The organism is Kribbella sp. NPDC023972 (genome assembly GCF_040639075.1).
Classification (GTDB): domain Bacteria; phylum Actinomycetota; class Actinomycetes; order Propionibacteriales; family Kribbellaceae; genus Kribbella.
In genome coordinates, this window is record NZ_JBEZZH010000002.1 from 582884 (window position 1) to 600555 (window position 17672).

15 protein-coding genes are annotated in these 17672 nt (G+C 68.7%); 5 read left to right on the plus strand and 10 right to left on the minus strand.

What is annotated here, in order from left to right; genetic code table 11:
* The first annotated feature begins 126 nt into the window (after window positions 1–126).
* Window positions 127–1755, plus strand: coding sequence for a DUF2207 domain-containing protein (locus AB0F43_RS11960; protein WP_360474097.1), 1629 nt, complete (start codon window positions 127–129; stop codon window positions 1753–1755).
* A gap of 53 nt (window positions 1756–1808) precedes the next feature.
* On the opposite strand, the gene AB0F43_RS11965 is transcribed toward AB0F43_RS11960, so the two are convergent.
* The 4 genes from AB0F43_RS11965 to AB0F43_RS11980 form a co-directional block, all read right to left on the minus strand.
* Entirely contained in the window at window positions 1809–3098 is a 1290-nt protein-coding gene (locus AB0F43_RS11965; protein WP_360474099.1) for a peptidase C39 family protein, read from the minus strand.
* Window positions 3099–3175: 77 nt separating this feature from the next.
* Complete coding sequence (locus AB0F43_RS11970) at window positions 3176–3733, minus strand: GNAT family protein (RefSeq protein ID WP_360474101.1); 558 nt, start codon at window positions 3731–3733, stop codon at window positions 3176–3178.
* Between the two features lie 93 nt (window positions 3734–3826).
* A complete protein-coding gene (locus tag AB0F43_RS11975) occupies window positions 3827–4663 on the minus strand; it encodes a lysozyme (RefSeq protein WP_360474103.1) in 837 nt (278 codons plus the stop codon).
* Window positions 4664–4767: 104 nt separating this feature from the next.
* Window positions 4768–5970, minus strand: coding sequence for a neutral zinc metallopeptidase (locus AB0F43_RS11980; protein WP_360474105.1), 1203 nt, complete (start codon window positions 5968–5970; stop codon window positions 4768–4770).
* Window positions 5971–6040: 70 nt separating this feature from the next.
* Between AB0F43_RS11980 and cysS the strand changes: the two genes are divergently transcribed.
* On the plus strand, window positions 6041–7489 hold the full coding sequence (cysS, locus tag AB0F43_RS11985; RefSeq protein ID WP_360474107.1) for a cysteine--tRNA ligase: 1449 nt from the start codon (window positions 6041–6043) through the stop codon (window positions 7487–7489).
* Window position 7490: 1 nt separating this feature from the next.
* Window positions 7491–8453 (plus strand): 23S rRNA (guanosine(2251)-2'-O)-methyltransferase RlmB, encoded by a 963-nt coding sequence (rlmB, locus tag AB0F43_RS11990; protein WP_360474109.1) that lies wholly within the window; start codon window positions 7491–7493, stop codon window positions 8451–8453.
* Between the two features lie 475 nt (window positions 8454–8928).
* On the opposite strand, the gene AB0F43_RS11995 is transcribed toward rlmB, so the two are convergent.
* From AB0F43_RS11995 to AB0F43_RS12010, 4 genes are all read right to left on the minus strand, one after another.
* Window positions 8929–9813: a S1 family peptidase gene (locus AB0F43_RS11995; protein WP_360474111.1), complete on the minus strand. Its 885-nt coding sequence runs from the start codon at window positions 9811–9813 to the stop codon at window positions 8929–8931.
* 200 nt (window positions 9814–10013) lie between these two features.
* Window positions 10014–10892 (minus strand): S1 family peptidase, encoded by an 879-nt coding sequence (locus tag AB0F43_RS12000; RefSeq protein WP_360474113.1) that lies wholly within the window; start codon window positions 10890–10892, stop codon window positions 10014–10016.
* Between the two features lie 48 nt (window positions 10893–10940).
* Complete coding sequence (locus tag AB0F43_RS12005; protein WP_360474115.1) at window positions 10941–12611, minus strand: alkaline phosphatase D family protein; 1671 nt, start codon at window positions 12609–12611, stop codon at window positions 10941–10943.
* A 45-nt stretch (window positions 12612–12656) separates the two neighbouring features.
* Window positions 12657–13241 (minus strand): TetR/AcrR family transcriptional regulator, encoded by a 585-nt coding sequence (locus tag AB0F43_RS12010; protein ID WP_360474117.1) that lies wholly within the window; start codon window positions 13239–13241, stop codon window positions 12657–12659.
* 86 nt (window positions 13242–13327) lie between these two features.
* On the opposite strand from AB0F43_RS12010, the gene AB0F43_RS12015 reads away from it, so the two are divergent.
* On the plus strand, window positions 13328–14476 hold the full coding sequence (locus AB0F43_RS12015; RefSeq protein WP_360474119.1) for an acyl-CoA dehydrogenase family protein: 1149 nt from the start codon (window positions 13328–13330) through the stop codon (window positions 14474–14476).
* Window positions 14476–15243, plus strand: a complete 768-nt coding sequence (locus tag AB0F43_RS12020; RefSeq protein ID WP_360474121.1) for an SDR family NAD(P)-dependent oxidoreductase — start codon at window positions 14476–14478, stop codon at window positions 15241–15243. The genes AB0F43_RS12015 and AB0F43_RS12020 overlap by 1 nt, the downstream gene beginning before the upstream one ends.
* Here the strand turns inward: AB0F43_RS12020 and AB0F43_RS12025 are convergent.
* Both AB0F43_RS12025 and dgoD read right to left on the minus strand, forming a co-directional pair.
* The gene (locus AB0F43_RS12025) at window positions 15224–16471 is read right to left on the minus strand and encodes a glycoside hydrolase family 27 protein (RefSeq protein WP_360474123.1); all 1248 of its coding nucleotides are present in this window, start codon (window positions 16469–16471) and stop codon (window positions 15224–15226) included. The two genes, AB0F43_RS12020 and AB0F43_RS12025, sit on opposite strands and share 20 nt — an antisense overlap.
* Window positions 16472–16491: 20 nt before the next feature.
* Window positions 16492–17637, minus strand: a complete 1146-nt coding sequence (dgoD, locus tag AB0F43_RS12030) for a galactonate dehydratase (RefSeq protein WP_360474125.1) — start codon at window positions 17635–17637, stop codon at window positions 16492–16494.
* Window positions 17638–17672: the final 35 nt, after the last annotated feature.

Here is a 17672-nt window from a genome sequence, read left to right on the forward strand (position 1 = left end):
ATCACCTTGGCCGCGGCGATGCCCACGATAAGGTGCCCGAGTCAACTGACCCTCTCTATACGGTGTGATTGGGCGATGCGTCTACGTCTGCTTGGGCTAACCCTGTGTGCCCTCGGTCTATCGGCCTTGACCGGCGTCCCTGCCGGTGCGACCGGTTCCCACGGTTCGGCCGACCCGGTCGTGACCAACTTCGACAGTCAGATCCGGGTCGAACGCGACGGCCTGCTGAAGGTCGCCGAAACCTGGAAGCTCAGCAACGTGACCGGGACGTTCACCCGGTTCGTGGTCACTCGCGACCACCTGCCCGACGACATCGACCACGTGCAGGAGATCCAGGACCTGAAGGTCACGGCCGGCGGCCAGGACAAGCAGACCGAGGTGAGCACCAACGGTGACGTCACCTCGATCGCGGTCGCGGACGTCAGCGGCAGCACCGAGCTGGACTTCAGCTACACGGTCAAGGGCGCGGTCGCCGAGACGCTGAACGGCACCGAGGTGCGGTTCGCCCCGCTGACCGGGATCAACCTGACCATCCAGCAGGCCAACATCGTCTTCAGTACGCCGGAGGTCACCCACGTCTCCTGCTTCGCCGGCGCGATCGACAGCAACACCCCGTGCACGCTGGCGCAGATCGGCGAGACGGCCGGGCCGACGTTCCAGCAGCAGGGCCTGCCGCCGGGCAACACGGTCCGGATGACGGTCGGCTTCCCCGAGGGTGAGATCGCCGCGAACTCGATCGTCGAGTACCGCAAGACGTTGAAGCGCGCCTTCTCCACCGACACCGCGCAGCTGCTCACCGCGCTCGGCCTGCTGCTGCTCGGCGCGATCGCGCTGCTGGTGCTCTACCGGCTCCGCGGCCGCGATCGGGTCGACCCGCGGCGCGTCGTGCCGGCGTCGCTGTTCAGCCTCGGCACCGACACCCGGATCGACTTCACCCCGCCGTCGGACCTGCGGCCCGGCGAGGTCGGCACCCTGATCGACGAGCGGATCGACCCGGTCGACGTCACCGCGACGATCATCGACCTGGCCGTCCGCGGGCACATCACGATCATCGAGCAGGAGCACGACTCCGAGTACGCGCGGCCGGACTGGGAACTGCGCCGGGTCGCGAACGCGCCGGCCGAGGAACTGCAGCGGTACGAGAACGTGCTGATCCGCGCGATCTTCGGCGACTCCGACTCGGTGCTGGTCTCCGAGCTCGGCCGCCAGGTCCGCGCGAACCTCGGCCAGGTCCAGGACGCTCTGTACGACGGTGTGGTGAAGCGCGGCTGGTTCACCGAGCGGCCGGACCGGACCCGTTCGCTGTGGGCGACGATCGGTATCGGCGTCACCGTGCTGGGCGTCGTGCTGACCGTCGTACTCGCGCTGCTGTCGACCTGGGGCCTGCTCGGGCTCGCGGTCACTGCCATCGGCGTCGGCCTGATCGTGGTCGGCCGTCACATGCCGGCCAAGGCTCCGGCCGCGGGCCGGGTGCTCGGCCAGGTCGCCGCGATCCGGGGTGAGCTGCTCGAAATGGACGTCAGCGAGCTGCCGACCGACCAGCACGCTGAGCTCTGCTCCCGCGCCCTTCCGTACGCCGTCGTGCTCGGCGGCTCGGAGCGCTGGATCGACGCGCTGGTCGCGACCGACCAGGACGTCGACGAGGACGAGGGTTTCCCGTGGTACCGCGGCCCGCGCGGCTGGCACCTGCAGTACCTGCCGGACTCGCTCCGCAACCTCACCACCAACCTGACGGGCGCACTCTTCGCCCGCTGAGCTGTACAGAACAGCGCCCGCCACACCGCCCCGGTGTGGCGGGCGCTGTCGCTTTACCAGTTGGCTTGCGAGCCGACCGGCGGCAACGGCATCCCGGCCGGATGGATCACGTACACCAGTCCACCCGAGTGCGGCACCCACGCATTCTCGAACGCGGCCCGGTCGTACGTCGTCCGCACCTCGTCGTTGCTCGGGATCAGGTGCGAGGCCGGATCATTCACCACCACGTTGCCGTTGGCATCGAACCCGACGATCACCATCAGGTGCCCGTTGGTCCCGTATCCCGCTCCAGGCAGGTCGCCCTTCTTGAACGACAGCGAGGCGATCAACGGGATGCCCGCCTTGATGAACTGCTCCGCCTCGGTCAGCGACCGCAGCCGCGTCACGAATCCGTCCACGGACCGCGTTCCGGCGTACGCCGTGTTGAACGGCCAGTTGCCGGCGCCGTCGTACGCGTAGTCGAAGACCGAGCGGGCCGCGTGATCCACCTGCGGATCGGCGTCGTCCGGATCGACCCAGGCCGTCTCCTCGTCGGACGGCCCGGCGCCGTAGTAGTCGAGCACCATCGCGGTCGACGTGGCCGAGCACCAGGCCTCACCGCCGCCGTCCCACTGCGGGTAGTGCCCGATGTGCGTCTCCTGCGAGTACGTCGGTACGTCGAGGACGATGCCCTCCGCACCGCCAAGTGGGCTCGCGGCAACCTTCTTCGCGTCCGGCAGCCGGGACGCCATCGCACCGACGGACCGGACCACCGGGGCCTGCGTCGTACCCGTGAGCCGGTAGAGCGTCACCTTGAGCTGCCACCGGTCGAGTGAACGGTCGCCGGCCGCGACGAAGGTGTCGACGGCAACCGATCCGTTCGTGTCGCCCTGGGACGGGACCGACGTGCGGTGGATGTCGCCGGCCGCGGTGTCGTCGCCGCTCGACCACCGGCCGAGCACGTACCACTTGGTGGAGGTGCCGAGATCGGTCCGGCCGGACATCGACACTTCGACCCAGGTCCCGGGTGGTGTGGTCGCGTTCCAGGACGCGATCAGCTCGGTCAGGCCGAAGCCGGGGGTGACGACCGGCGACGTCCAGCTGGTCCGGTCGTAACTCTTGGCGGTGCCGTCACCGAACGGGTCGACGTACGACGTGGTGCCGCTCGACGTACCGAAGGTGAGGGCGCCGTCGGCGACGGTGGTGCCGGAGTGGGCACCGGCGAGGAAGTCATCGGTCGACGTCCACGTGGTGTACGCGATGTCGCGCAACTGCGGCAGCTTGGCGGCCTCGCTGGGCAAGGTGCCGGAAGTCAGCACGACCACACTGGCGATCAGTGCGGTGAGGCTGTGGGCGGTGGTCATGAACTGACCGTAGCCCTGGGCTTCGCCGCTGTCGCGGTGAACGCGTGCCGCAGTACGGGTCTTGTCCGGTCAAATTGTTACGAGCGTTCGTTCCACTCGTCGGCGAGCATCGCGAAGACCAGTTCGTCGGTCCATTCGTTCTTGAGGAACTCGTTCCGGACGAAGTGCGCCTCCTGCCGCATGCCGAGCCGCTTCAGCAGGTTCGCCGAGGCGGTATTGCGCGCGTCCAGGCGGCCGATGATCCGGTGCATCCCGAGCTCCTCGAACCCGAGCCGCAGGATCTCCACCGAGGCCTCCGCGGCGTACCCGCGCCCGTGGAAGTCCGGGTGGAACACGAAGCCGATCTCGCCACCCCGATGCGCGGCGTTCTGCACGAACAGCGACACCTCGCCGACATGCTGCCCGGTCTCGCGCAGAATCACGGCCAGCGTCAACGCTTGGCCGTCGGTATCCATCGGTACGTCGGCCAGCCGGCCGGCCAGCGTTCCGCGGACTTCCTCCGGGGTTTTTGAGTCGTACAGCAGGAACCGCGTCACATCGTCGTTGGACTGCAGCTTCAGCAGGTCGTCGTAGTCGGTCTCGAGGTAGCGGCGAAGGATCAGGCGTTCGGTCTCGATCGGCAGCGAGTAGGTCACAGCACGAGCCTAAGAGACCTCGCAACCCAATAACGCAAGGCAAGCCAGGCCCTCCCACGCCGTTGTGCGAGGGCCTGGCGTCCCAGCCTGGCGTCAGCCGTTGGCGAGGGCGACCAGCCGGGTCTGGTCGCCGTTGAACCGGTTCTGGTCGATCGGGCTCGAGCTGTACTGCCAGAAGGTGTAGAACGGCCAGCCGCCCGGCAGGGTGCCCACGGTCGAGGCGTAGCGGGCGACCCAGAGCGGGTTGGTCGCGTTGAAGGCGGTGGTGTTGCCGGTGCAGCGGGTCCACCAGTCGAGGTTGGTGTAGATCACCGCGTCGCGAGTGGTGCGGGCCTTGTAGGTGGTGAGGAAGTCCCGGATCCAGCTGACCATCGCGGACTGGCTCAGTCCGTAGCAGGTGGCGCCGTACGGGTTGTACTCGATGTCGAGCGCACCCGGCAGGGTCTTGCCGTCCCGGGACCAGCCGCCGCCGTTGCTGGCGAAGTAGCTGGCCTGGGTGGCGCCGCTGGACGTGTTCGGGGTGGCGAAGTGGTAGGCGCCGCGGACCATGCCGATGTTGTAGGAACCGTTGTACTGCTGGGCGAAGTACGGGTTCTTGTACGACGTGCTTTCGGTCGCCTTCACGTAGGCGAACCGCTTGCCTTGGCTCCACCAGTACGACCAGTTGACGTTGCCCTGGTGGCTGGAAACGTCGATACCTTCGACTGTCGCGGCGGGCGCCATGACCGCTGGTGCGGAACTGGTCGTCGTGTTCTGCAGCCAGCCCATGTACGCCTCGCCTGCCCGGCTGATGCCGTGCTGACGTGCCTGTGCGGTGGGCTGCTGTGCTGCGGTGATGGTGGGATCGGTCGGACGTGCTTGGGCGGAGCCGATCGAGGCCAGGAGCAGGCCAAGAGTGACGGCGGCACCCGTGAAAAGGGCGGACTTCACGGTGAACCTCCACAGAGCGATGAGGGGCGGAACAGAGCGCTCGGCGGAGGTTTTACCCGCGTTTCGTAAGAATCAACCCTCGATCTCTAGGTATCTGTGAGTATTTACCGTACGTAGGTCGCGGCGGCGACGTACGTATTGCAAGCGCCCGGGCTGCGCGTCGTGAACCCGGCGTTCGCCCAGCGCGGGACGACAGCCCGGCTGCCGTGGTCGCGCCGGGTGCCGTACTCGTCGCCCTGATGGGAGTGCAGGTAGTCCAGCTGCGACTTGAACATCCCGCTGAGCTTGTAGCTCCTCTTGTTCGCACCCAGGAAGACGTTGCCGAGACAGGTCGCCTGGAGCTCCAGCCGGCGGCTCATCTGCAGCGCCGCGTCACCGGACTTCTCGTACTTGATTCTCGACGACGCGCGCGAGATCCCGGTCAGGTTCTGCACGTGGTGGCCGTACTCGTGCGCCATCGTGTCCGACATCGCCGCCCGGAGCCAGGTCAACGCCTGGGTCCTGTTGGGGTAGCGCGAGTACTGCCGGTACAGCTTGAGATCGCCGGCGACGTCCATGTAGATCGTCTGGTTCGACGGGCAGTAGAACGAGCTCGGCGCACTGCCGCTGCAGGGCGTCGAGACCCGCCCGGTAAAGCCGACCACCCGGGGCGCCTCGAAGGTCTTCCCCGACAGCGCGACCTGCCGTGGCCAGGCCTTGTTCAGGCACGCCGTCATGGCGGCGTAGTACTTCCGGGCGTTCGCGGCGCTGTTGGCCCGGGCGCCCGACTCCCGGCAGTTCACTGTGGCCTGCACACCGGTCTTGTAGATCCGGTTCTTCGTGACGATGTCCGAGTCCGACACCTGTGGTGTCGTGGGTGTGGTTCGCGTCGTGGTCGGACGGTTCGTGGCCCGGCCCGGCGCACCGGTGGTCCGGGGGAAGGTCGGTGCCGTGGTCGGGTTGTAGGCGGGCCGCGGGGAGGTGTAGTCGTCGTCGGGGCCGTTCGACACCTGGATCCACATCCACAGCCCGATGACCCCGGCCGCCACGAGCACGATCGGCAGCACGATGAAGGCAGCCTTGCTCTTCTTCTTCGGCGGGGGCGGCGGGAACCCGTTCGGGCCCCACCCGAAACCGGGTCCCTGCGGCGGCGGGCCCCACTGCTGCGGACCAGGCGGACCGTACTGCGGGGGAGCGCCGTACTGAGGAGGTGGACCGGCGTACTGCTGTGGTGGCGGACCGTACTGAGGTGGTCCCTGGGGCGGTGGGCCCTGGTACGGCGGTGGTGCCTGCGGCGGTGGTCCGCCGTACGGGGGCTGGTTCGACAAGGGAGTCCTCCTAGGGCTGGTTCGGGCAATCTTGTCAAGACCAGGTGTCAACTCCCGTTACCCTTGATCGGTGACACTTCGCTTGTACGACACCGCGACAGCAGCAGTGAGGGATTTCGAACCGGTCCATCCGGGCAAGGTCGGGATCTACCACTGTGGGCTGACGGTGCAGGGTGCCCCGCATGTCGGGCACATCTACAAGGAGGTCGTGTTCGACGTCCTGCGGCGCTGGCTGGAGCGCTCCGGGTACGAGGTCACCGTGATCGCGAACGTGACCGACATCGAGGACAAGATCCTGACCAAGTCGGCCGAGCGGGGCGTCCCGTGGTGGGCGCACGCCTACGAGTTCGAGCGCGAGCTGCACTGGGCGTACGACGTGCTCGGCTGCCGCCCGCCGACGTACGAGCCGCGCGCCACCGGGCACATCCCGGAGATGCTGGAGCTGATCGACCAGCTGATCGAGCGCGGGCACGCGTACGTCGCCCCGGACGGCTCCGGCGACGTCTACTTCGACGTGAAGTCCTGGCCGGCGTACGGCGAGCTGTCGAACCAGAAGATCGAGGACATGGAGGCCGCCGAGGACGCGGACCCGCGCGGTAAGCGGGACCCACGCGACTTCGCCCTGTGGAAGGGCCACACCGAGGGCACGCCGCGGACGGCGTCCTGGCCGACCCCGTGGGGTCGCGGCCGCCCGGGCTGGCACCTGGAGTGCTCGGCGATGGCGGGCAAGTACCTCGGCGACGAGTTCGACATCCACGGCGGCGGGCTGGATCTGCGGTTCCCGCACCACGAGAACGAGCTGGCCCAGTCGACCGCGGTCGGGCAGAGGTTCGCCCGGTTCTGGATGCACAATGCGCTCGTCACCACGGCCGGCGAGAAGATGTCCAAGTCGATGGGCAACAGCGCGGTCGTGCGCAACGTGGTCGAGCGGGTCCGGCCGATCGAGCTGCGGTACTACCTGGTCCAGTCGCACTACCGGTCGGTGGTGGAGTTCTCGTTCGGCGCGTTGGACGAAGCCGCGACGAGTTTCCAGCGGGTCGAGGGCTTCGTCACCCGGGCCACCGAGGTCACCGGCGGGGTCGAGCCGGCCGCCGAGCTGCCGCCCGACTTCGTCACCGCGATGGACGACGACCTGGGCACGCCGGCGGCGTTCGCCGTACTGCACAACACCATCCGGGACGGCAACAAGCTGGTCGCCGACGGGGATTCGCCCGCACTGCGGGAGAGTCTGGCGGCGGTTCGCGGGATGCTGGGCGTACTCGGGCTGGATCCGCTGGCCGAGCCGTGGGTGTCCCGCAGTGGTGCCACCGAAGAGCTCAGTGACGTGGTGGACGGGCTGGTCAAGGCGCTGCTGGAGCAGCGGCAGGCCGCCCGGGAGCGCAAGGACTACGCCGCGTCGGACGAGATCCGCGACCGGCTGAAGGCGCTCGGCGTCGTCGTCGAGGACACCCCTCAGGGTCCTCGCTGGTCGCTCGCGGTGTCTGACGCCCGGTCCGCAACCAACAACGAAGGAAGCTGACGTGCCAGGCAACAGCCAGCGCAAGGGAGCCGTCCGCAAGAAGCCACGGGGTAACCCGACCGCCGGATCCGGTGGCCGGGTTCGCCGCGGTCTGGAGGGCAAGGGCCCGACGCCGAAGGCGGTGGACCGGGTCAAGCACCCCGCGCACAAGCGGGCGAAGGCGAAGGAGCGCGCCAAGGAGCGCGAGCGCAGCCGTCGCCCGGTCCGGAAGGACACCGACGCCACGGTCGAGTGGGTGTACGGCCGCAACCCGGTGGTCGAGGCGTTGCGGGCCGGTGTCCCGGTCGCGGCGCTGCACGTTGCCGAAGGCACCGAACGGGACGCCCGGCTGCGGGAGGCTCTGCTGGTCGCGGTCGAGCACGGCATCTCGGTCCTCGAGGTGCCGCGCACCGAGCTCGACCGGGTGACGGGCAACGGCGCCCACCAGGGCGTCGCGGTCCAGATCCCGCCGTACGAGTACGCACACCCGGACGACTTGCTCAGCCGGGCATACGACGCGCACGAGGTGCCGCTCGTGGTCGCGCTCGACGGGGTGACCGACCCGCGCAACCTGGGCGCGATCACCCGGTCCGCGGCGGCCTTCGGTGCGCACGGCGTACTGGTGCCGGAGCGTCGTGCGGCGTCCATGTCGGCGTCGGCGTGGAAGACGTCGGCCGGTGCGGCGGCCCGGATCCCGGTCGCCCGCGCGACGAACCTGAACCGCGCGCTCAAGTCCTACAAGGACGCCGGCCTCCTGGTCGTCGGCCTGGACATGGGCGGCGAAGTCGAGCTTCCCGAGCTGGCAGCCGCCACCGAGCCGCTCGTCCTGGTGGTCGGCTCCGAAGGCAAGGGTCTGGCCCGCCTGGTCCGCGAGAACTGCGACGTCATCGTCTCCATCCCGATGACCAGCGCCACCGAGTCCCTCAACGCCGGCATAGCCACCGGCGTAGCCCTCTACGAAATCTCCCGCCGCCGCGGGAACTGAGTGGAGATGGATCCGAAGGTGGAGCAATCGCGGGTGCTACAGGAGATGATCCAGGCCGGGGAGGCTGCGCTGCCCGCCGCATCAGGTATGCCTGACCCAGTACCAGACATGGCTCCCGGAGTGGGTAGCCTGGCGGACCTGCTCATCGCCGAACGAGACGCCGAGCGGCGTCTTTGACCCGCGTCCGCGGAATGAGTCAGCGCACTCCCAGGCGTCTGGCACGGTGGCTTCAGTGGCGGGCGTCTGTCGGTCGGCCCGCGGCCGAGTGTGGCAACCGAGTCATTGGTAAGCGATTACCGCCGACACGGTGGTCGCAGTCGATGAGCGTGAGCTGCGAGTGAAGCCACCGTGCCGACGCAGTCGTGCCGACTGAAGCCATTGCGGGATCGGCTGGCGCCGACCCCGGAACGCCGTGCGGGCCGGGGAGGCTCCCCGGCCCGCGGTTCTCAACTACTGACTTCGGTGAAGCTCACCCTCAGTAGACGCTGACGCCGTAGCGGGAGAGGACTTCGGTGACGGGTTGGAAGTAGGTGGTGCCGCCGGTGGTGCAGTTGCCGGAGCCGCCGGAGGTCAGGCCCAGGGCCACGGTGCCGGCGAACAGAGCACCGCCGGAGTCACCACCCTCGGCGCAGACGTTGGTGCGGATCAGGCCGTAGACCGTGCCCTCGGCATAGTTCACCGTGGCGTTGGTGCCGGTGACCGAGCCACTGCGCAGGCCGGTCGTGCTACCACTGCGCTTGACGGCCTGGCCGACGTACGCGTTCCCGGCCGAGGTGATGTCCTGCGTGGAGCCGTTGTAGAGGTTCACCGAACCGGGGTGGTTCGTGTACGACGTGCTGTACCGGACGATCCCGTAGTCGTTGCCCGGGAAGCTGGTTCCATACCGGGCGCCGAGCAGGGTCGTCTTGCTGGAGTTCGCGTACCAGCTGGACGCGACGTTCGTGCAGTGGCCGGCGGTCAGGAAGTAGTACGTGCTGCCACTGCGGACGTTGAAGCCGAGCGAGCAGCGGTACTGCCCGCCGTAGATGGCGTCACCGCCGCGGATGAACTTCGACAGCTTGCCGGGCATCTTCTCCAGCGTGACCCGGTTGCCGAACTGCTTGGTGACGTTGGTGAGCGCCGTCAGCTTCCCACCGGTGACCGTGTCGTCGTACGAGACGATGATCCGGCCGTCCGGGTTGGTCTGCCAGGCGGTGCCCGGGATGGATGCGTCCTTGGACAAGGTCGCGGTGATGGCCGTGGCCGACAGTGTCGACGGGTCGACCGGGGCAGCCGAGGCCTGGGTGGCGAGCAGTCCGGTGGCGGTCAGCCCGGCAGCAGCCAGGATTGCGGCGGTACGACGGATGGGCAGAAATTTCACGGTTTCAGCCTCCTCACGATGAGGACGCGCTCGGGGCGGGTGCGTCCTTGACTTCAACCGTGTCCAGTATTACACCAGTTTCTCCCTGAGTACTCAGGTGAATTCGGAGAGTGAGGGAAATCCTGCGCAGCGGCTTCCCCCGGTTTTACCCGTACAAGGGGAAGTCGCCGCGGCGGGTGTGACCGGCGTCACATCAACACTCAGTAAACGCTGACGCCGTACGCGTTGAGGGCCTCGACCACCGGCTGGAAGTAGGTGACGCCGCCGGAGTCGCAGTCACCGGTGCCGCCCGAGGTCAGGCCGAACGCCCAGTGCCGGTAGAACAGCGGACCGCCGGAGTCGCCGGGCTCGGCGCAGACGCTGGTCCGGATCAGGCCGGCGACCCGGCCGTCGCCGTAGTTCACCGTGGCATTCAGCCCGGTGACCCGGCCGCTGTGCAGACCGGTCGTGATGCCGGCGCGGTACACGTACTGGCCGATACCCGGGTTCATCGCCGTGGTGATGTCCTGCGAGCGGCCGTTGTAGAGGTAGACGCTGCCGCCGGGCGGGCGGATGGCGGTGGGGTAGATGATCAGGGCGTAGTCGTTCCACGGGTAGCTGGCGTGGTGCAGCTTGCCCATGTAGACGTCGTGGTCGTCGTCGGAGTACCAGGTCGAGGCCTCCTTCCCGCAGTGCCCGGCGGTCAGGGCGTAGTACTTGCCGCGCCGCTGGACGTTGAAGCCGACCGAGCACTTGATCTCGCCGCCCCAGATGCCGGTGCCGCCGCTGACGTACTTGGTCAGCTTGCCGGGCAGCTTCTCGAGGACGACGTTCTCGCCGAGCTTCTTGGTCACGTTGGTCAGGGCGGTCAGCTTCCCGCCGGTGACGGAGGAGTCGTAGGAGACGACGACCTTGCCGTCCGGCCGGGTCATCCAGGCCGTTCCGGGAGTCGTCACCTCCTCGTTGAGGGTGGACGTGATGGCGGCCGCGGACAGCCGTGGCGGCTTGACCGGGTCGGCCTGCGCCAGTGGCAGCGCGGCCAGGGACAAAGCAGTAGCCGCGACGATCGCCGCGGTGCGTCGGAGGGTAGTGGATCGCATGTCATAAGCCTTCCGTGAGGAACGGCGGGCGAACCGGCCGTGGCAGCTTCAGGACATCAAGCGTTTGGACGGCGAGTCTAAGCGTCCGTAGGTCAAGGTCCGGCTCAGCAGCTGTCGCTCCCCGCGCAGTTCGGCGTGGTCGACGTCCACCGACCAGTCCGCACCGGACAACGTCAACGTCATCGCGCCGTTGCCGAACCACGGTCCGTGCGTGATCCGCCAGTCGGCCGCCACGTCCGGTACGCCGGCCGACCGGGCGAGTCTGTGCAGCAGGTTCGTCATCCAGCGCTTGTCGAGCAGGTGGTTCGCCCACTGGATGTGCCGGGGGACCGGGTTCCGGAACGGCGACATGGTGAGCTGGCGGATCGCCGTACCGGGATGGTCGACGGCGAGCAGGCGGGCCTCGGCGAGGTAGCTGCAGTGCACGTCGCCGGACAGCATCAGGATCGACTCCGGCGGGTCCTCGCCGCCGGCCACCTCGGCCAGCAGCCCGGTCACGTCGTCGAACGACTTCCGGAACGACGCCCAGTGCTCCAGGTCCATGCCCTGCCGGATCTTCTCGCCGATCCGGGCGCCCCGCGGTCCCCAGGCCCCGGACGAGATCGCCTCGTCCCAGCCTTCCAGGTGATGCAGCCCGGGGGCGAGCAGGAACGGCAGCGTCGATGCGAGCAGGAGGTGGTGGATCGGACGGGACGCCTCGACCGTGCGATGGCGCACCCACTCCCACTCGTACGCGTCGACCATCGCCCGCTCGCCCGGCTCGAGCTGCCGCGAGCAGCGCGAGTCGATCGCGACCAGCCGGACCCCGCCGGTCGCGTCGCCGAAGTCGCGGACGAAGCTCCACCGGGTCGAGGCCGGGTCCTCGTCCGCCGTCCACGCGAAGCTGTCCAGGTACGCCGTACGCTCGTCGTCCTTCTCGATCGCGAGCATCGCGCGGTACGTCGGATCCTGGTCGAGCTGCTCGGGCGACAGGTTGCCGAGGTGCTGATAGACCCAGTACGACGCGTAGGCGCCGACGACCCGATCACGCCACCACGGCTGCGAGGTCACCCAGCGACGCCAGGTCAGCGAGGTGTTCCAGTCGTCGCGCAGGTCGTGGTCGTCGAGCAGCATGCACAGCGGGACCGTGGAGAACAGCCACCGCACCGCTGGCGTCGTCCACGCGTCGTCGTACAGCCAGGTGTACTCCTCGAAGTTGCCGATCTCGTCGGCCACCTCCGATCCCTGCCGGCCGCCATGCGCGCTCCGGAGTTTCTCGAGTACGGCGTCCGACGGGTCGTCGGCGTACACCTGGTCACCGAGGAGCAGGATCGCGTCCGGTGGTTCGTCGATACCGGCGGCCATCCGCTCGGCGAGTGCGACCAGGGCGTCCGGGCCGAATTCCTTGTACCCCTTGGCGTCGAACGGCGCCGACCGCCGGCACGATCCGAACGTCAACCGGAAGGTTCCGTCCCCGCGGGGGGTCCGGATCAGGCTGGGGCCGTACGGCTCGTCCTCCGGCGGCCAGACCTTCGAACCGTCCAGCCGGACCTCGTACGGCGTCTCGCTGTCCGGCGTGAGGCCCTCGATGCGGACCAGTGCGTAGTGGTGGCCGTGGACCGACCAGGTCCGGGCCCGATGGCCGAGGATCTCCACCTCGCCGGGGGTGCTGGTCTCGACCCAGACTGTTGCCCGCGTCTCGTCGACGTACCGCAGCAGCGGCCCCAGCCTGAGTTCCATCAGGAAAAGCTACAAGGTCGGTCCAGCCGCAGGGAGCGCAGAACGTCAGTCCAGCCGCAGGGAGTGAAGGACAAACGACGCGAGCTCGCGGTAGGCCTCGGCGTCGTTCAGGCCGGTCCGGCGGGCGATGTCACCACGCTGGATCGCCTGCATGGTGTGCGCGATCATCTCGGCCGCGAACGCGATGTCGACCGGCCGGAACGCCTTGTTGTTGATGCCGTCCTCGATCAGCGTCCGGACCCGGTCGGCCGCGATCCGGGTGTTCCGCTCGTACACCGAGCGGGCCGGGGCGAACCGGGCCACGTCGTCCAGGAAGGTCCGGCTGGCCGGCCGGAGCGCGTCCGCGACCGCGTTCAGGTACGCCGCGATCCGCCGGTCGTGCCGGGTCTGCCGCGCGACCGCGGACTCCACCTGGGCGGTGGCATTCTTGAAGTAGTGCTTCACCACCTCGACGGCGAGCTGTTCCTTGCTCGGCGCGAGCGCATAGAGGGTCGTCTTGCTGCAGCGCAGCTCGGCGGCCAGGTCGTCCAGGGTGAACCGGCTGAAGCCCTGCGTGAGAAACAGGGACAGGAGCCGGTCGAGCAGCTCGGACTGCCTGCGGGTACGCCGCCCCGGAACGACTGTTGTCATATCGAGACAGCATAGAACGATACTGAAGTATGGTCGTCAGTATCGCTTGGAGTATCATTCTGCACAGCCGTTGAGAGGGGCACCTGATGGCTGTCGATCGGCTGCTGCCGACTGAGGAATCCACTGACCTGCTGGCTCTCGTCCGCGACCTGTGCGCGCACGAGCTGGCGCCGTACGCCGCTCAGGCCGAGGAGAGCGAGACGTTCCCCCGGGACGCGTTCCGCACCCTGGGCAAGGCCGGCCTGCTCGGCCTGCCCTACCCGGAGCAGTACGGCGGCGCCGAGCAGCCGTACGAGGTGTACCTCCAGATGCTGGAGGAGATCGCCACGGCCTGGATGTCGGTGGGCGTCGGGGTCTCGGTCCACACCATGACCAGCTACGCCGTCGCCACCTCCGGCACAGAGGAGCAGCGGGCCCGGCTGCTGCCGGACATGGTCGGCGGTGACCAGCTGGGCGCCTACGCGCTGTCCGAGCCGCAGGCCGGCTCCGACATCAGCCGGCTCACCACGAAGGCGGTCCGGCAGGGCGACGAGTACGTCCTGACCGGGACCAAGGCGTGGATCAGTCACGGCTCGCACGCCGACTTCTACACCACCTTCGCGCGGACGTCGGACGACCCGAAGCGCGGCATCTCCGCCTTCCACGTGCCGGCGTCGGTCGCGGGCCTCAGCTTCGGCGCTCCCGAGCGCAAGATGGGGCTGACCGGCTCCACCACCACGCTGGTCAACTACGACCAGGTCCGGGTGCCGCTGTCCAACCGGATCGGCGCCGAAGGTGACGGGATGCGGATCGCCTTGTCCGCGTTGGACTCCGGGCGTCTCGGGATCGCGGCCTGCGCGACCGGCCTGGCCCAGGCCGCGCTCGAAGTCGCCGCGTCGTACGCGCTGGAGCGGCAGCAGTTCGGGCAGCCGATCGCGGAGTTCCAGGGTGTCCAGTTCCTGCTCGCCGACATGGCGGCCGCGGTCGAGTCGAGCCGGGCGACGTACCTGCAGGCGGCCCGGCGGCGCGACCTCGGCCGGCCGTTCACCCAGCAGGCGGCGATCGCCAAGCTGGTCTGCACCGACGCCGCGATGAAGGTCACCACGGACGCGGTCCAGGTGCTCGGTGGGTACGGTTACACCCGCGAGTTCCCGGCCGAGCGCTACATGCGCGAGGCCAAGGTCACCCAGATCTTCGAAGGAACCAACCAGATCCAGCGGCTCGTCATCAGCCGTGATCTCTTGAGGAGCGTTTGATGCAGCTTGGCCCGTCCGAGGTAGCGCTGGTCACCGGCGGTGGTTCCGGGCTCGGAGAGGCGACGGTACGGCGGCTGGCCGCGGAGGGGATCGGGGTCGTCATCGTCGACCTGCCCTCCTCGGCCGGCAAGGCGGTCGCGGACGAGCTGGGTGATCGGGTGGTGTTCGCCCCGGCCGACGTCACCGACGAGGCCGCGGTGACCGCCGCCCTGGACGCGGCCGACTCGCTCGGGACGCTGCGAGTCGTCGTCACCTGCGCTGGAATCGCCACCCCCGGCCGGGTTGTCGGCCGCAAGGGTCCGCTGCCGTTGGCAACCTTCCGGCAGGTGGTCGAGGTCAACCTGATCGGCACCTTCAACGTGCTCCGGCTGGCCGCCGAGCGGATGATCGCGCAACCGGCCGGCGACGACGGTGATCGCGGTGTGGTGGTGATGACCGCGTCCATCGCGGCGTACGACGGCCAGGTCGGGCAGGCGGCGTACGCGGCCAGCAAGGGCGGGATCGTCGGCCTCACCCTGACCGCGGCGCGTGACCTTGCGGACAAGGGAATCCGTGTCGTCACCATCGCGCCGGGCACGATGGAGACGCCGATGCTGGCGGGCCTCCCGGAGGAGACCCGCACTGTCCTCGAGCAGCAGGTGCCGCACCCGTCACGCCTCGGCCGGCCGTCGGAGTACGCCGCCCTGGTCGGTCACATCATCGACAACCAGTTGCTGAACGGCGAGGTCATCCGCCTCGACGGCGCCCTCAGGATGCCGCCGCGCTGAGCTTCAGCCAGCGAACACCGTGCGCGGGTACGTCGTACTCGAGCTGACCGGCGGCTGGCTGACTCGACCCGTCCCACAGGTCGCGGGCGACCGACGTACCCGCACCGACTGATGCCAGCGGAACAGACACCTTCCGCGTGGAAGCGCCGGTCCAGAAGATGGCCACGTAGGTGGACTCTTCCGATCGGGCGGACCACACGATCAGCTCGCCGTCGTCGATCGGCTCGCGGACGACCTCGCGGCCGTCGTACGACGTCCGCAACATCTCGGACAGCGCGGGGTTGGCCAGCAGGGCAAGCGTTTCGTCGTCCGTGGTCGGCAGGTCGCCGCCCATCATCAGCGGCGAGCGGGCCATCACCCACAAGGTCAGCAGCGTTTTCTGCTCGTCCCCGGTGAGCCGGCTGGAGCGGTCCTCGCCGCGCTCGGCCCGGATCCCGATGTGCCCGAACGGCAGCATGTCGGCGTCGGCCCACCCACCGGCCTGCTGGAACGGCGCCCAGCGCGCCAGCCGGGCGAACTGTGCGTGCACGTCCTCCCAGCGGTCCCACAGGTCGTCGGAGATCCGCCACATCTGCGCGTTGGCCCGAAGATGCTCGAGGTGGTGAGTCGACAGGTGGGTGCCCGGTGACAGCGACAACACGATGTCCCGGCCGCTGCGCTCGATCGCCCGCGCGTACGCCGCGATCTCACGGTCGTGGTACGGCGCGAGCATGTCGTCGGCCTTGATGAAGTCGACACCCCAGTCGGCGAACTGCGCCACCTGTGCGTCGTAGTACGCCTGCGCGCCGGGGTGGTCGTGGTTCAGGCCCAGGTTGTCCGGGTTCCACGGGCAGACGTGCTCCGCGTCGGCGATCTCCCGCGCGGTCCACTGCGTCCCGAACACCGGCAGGTCGAGATCCACCGCCTGGCGCGGGATACCGCGCATGATGTGCAGACCGAACTTCAGACCCTGGCCGTGAACTGCGGCCGCGAGCGGTCCAAAACCGGCACCGTCCGCGGCCGACGGGAAGCGGTTGGGCGCCGGGAGCTGGCGGCCGTAGCCGTCCAGGGAGAACGTCCCGTCCGCGTTGTACCCGTGTGATCGGGCCATCGGGTCGTACCACGCGATGTCCACGACCACGGTGTCCCAGCCATAGCTCAGCAACCGGTCGTGCATCACCTGGGCGTTGGCGAGCACCTCGGCCTCGGTGACCGTCGTACCGAAACAGTCCCAGCTGTTCCACCCCATCGGCGGGGTGTGCGCCCGGGTCACCATTCGGCGAACGAACCGTCGGAGTGCCGCAGCACCGGGGATCTCCAGCGGTGGCCTTCGGAGGCGGCGGCGCGGACGGCCTCCTCGTCGACCTCGATGCCGAGCCCGGGACCGGACAGCCGCTCGATGTGGCCGTCCACGAAGCTGAACACCTTCGGGTCGACGAGGTAGTCGAGCAGCGCGCTGCCGCCGCCGTACTCGATGCCGAGGCTCTGCTCCTGGATCAGGAAGTTCGGCGTGGCCAGGTCGACCTGCAGGCTCGCGGCCAACGTGATCGGACCCAGCGGGCAGTGCGGCGCGACGGTGACGTCGTACGCCTCGGCCATCGCGGCGATCCGGCGTACCTCGGAGATGCCGCCCGCGTGGGACAGGTCGGGTTGCGCGACCGCGATTCCGGTGGGCAGGACGTCGCGGAAGTCCCAGCGGGAGTAGAGGCGTTCGCCGGTCGCGATCGGGATGCTGGTCGAGTCGGTGACCCGGCGCAGGTCGCGCGCGAACTCGGGCAGCACCGGCTCCTCGACGAACATCGGCAGCAGTGGTTCGAGCAACGGCAGGATCCGGCGGGTGGCCGCCGTACTGAACCTGCCGTGGAAGTCGAGCGCGATATCGACGGAGTCACCGAGTGCGGAGCGCAGCGCCTCCACCTGCGCGACCATCCCGCGGACGTCGGCAGCCGATGGAATCGCCGGGAGCTCCCCGGCGAGATTGAGCTTGATCGCCGTGAACCCCTTGGCCACCTTGGCTTGCGCGTCGTCGACGAGCTCGGCGGCGTCGCGACCACCGACCCAGGTGTAGATGCGCACCCGGTCTCGGACAGGACCGCCGAGCAACTCGTGCACCGGCGCGTCGTGATAGCGGCCCTTGATGTCCCAGAGCGCCTGGTCGATCCCGGCCAGCGCACTGGACAGCACCGGCCCACCCCGATAGAAGCCACCCTTGGCCAACGTCTGCCAGTGATCCTCGATCCGCAACGGATCGGTGCCGACGAGGTACTCCATCAACGCGGTGACAGCACCCTGAACCGCCTCGGCCCGCCCCTCGACGATCGGCTCGCCCCACCCGCTGATCCCCTCGTCGGTGTCGATCCGCAAGAACTGCCACCGCGGCGCCACCAGAAATGTCTCAAACCCGACGATCTTCACGTTGCCTCACTTCGAGGATTGATTGGGGACTGTCG

What these genes read in the sequence shown, in the direction of transcription:
- AB0F43_RS11965 (WP_360474099.1), bottom strand. Translation starts at nt 3,098, where the DNA reads ATGACCACCGCCCACAGCCTCACCGCACTGATCGCCAGTGTGGTCGTG.
- AB0F43_RS12000 (WP_360474113.1), bottom strand. Translation starts at nt 10,892, where the DNA reads ATGCGATCCACTACCCTCCGACGCACCGCGGCGATCGTCGCGGCTACT.
- AB0F43_RS12020 (WP_360474121.1), top strand. Translation starts at nt 14,476, where the DNA reads ATGCAGCTTGGCCCGTCCGAGGTAGCGCTGGTCACCGGCGGTGGTTCC.
- AB0F43_RS12005 (WP_360474115.1), bottom strand. Translation starts at nt 12,611, where the DNA reads ATGGAACTCAGGCTGGGGCCGCTGCTGCGGTACGTCGACGAGACGCGG.
- AB0F43_RS12025 (WP_360474123.1), bottom strand. Translation starts at nt 16,471, where the DNA reads ATGGGGTGGAACAGCTGGGACTGTTTCGGTACGACGGTCACCGAGGCC.
- AB0F43_RS12015 (WP_360474119.1), top strand. Translation starts at nt 13,328, where the DNA reads ATGGCTGTCGATCGGCTGCTGCCGACTGAGGAATCCACTGACCTGCTG.
- AB0F43_RS12010 (WP_360474117.1), bottom strand. Translation starts at nt 13,241, where the DNA reads ATGACAACAGTCGTTCCGGGGCGGCGTACCCGCAGGCAGTCCGAGCTG.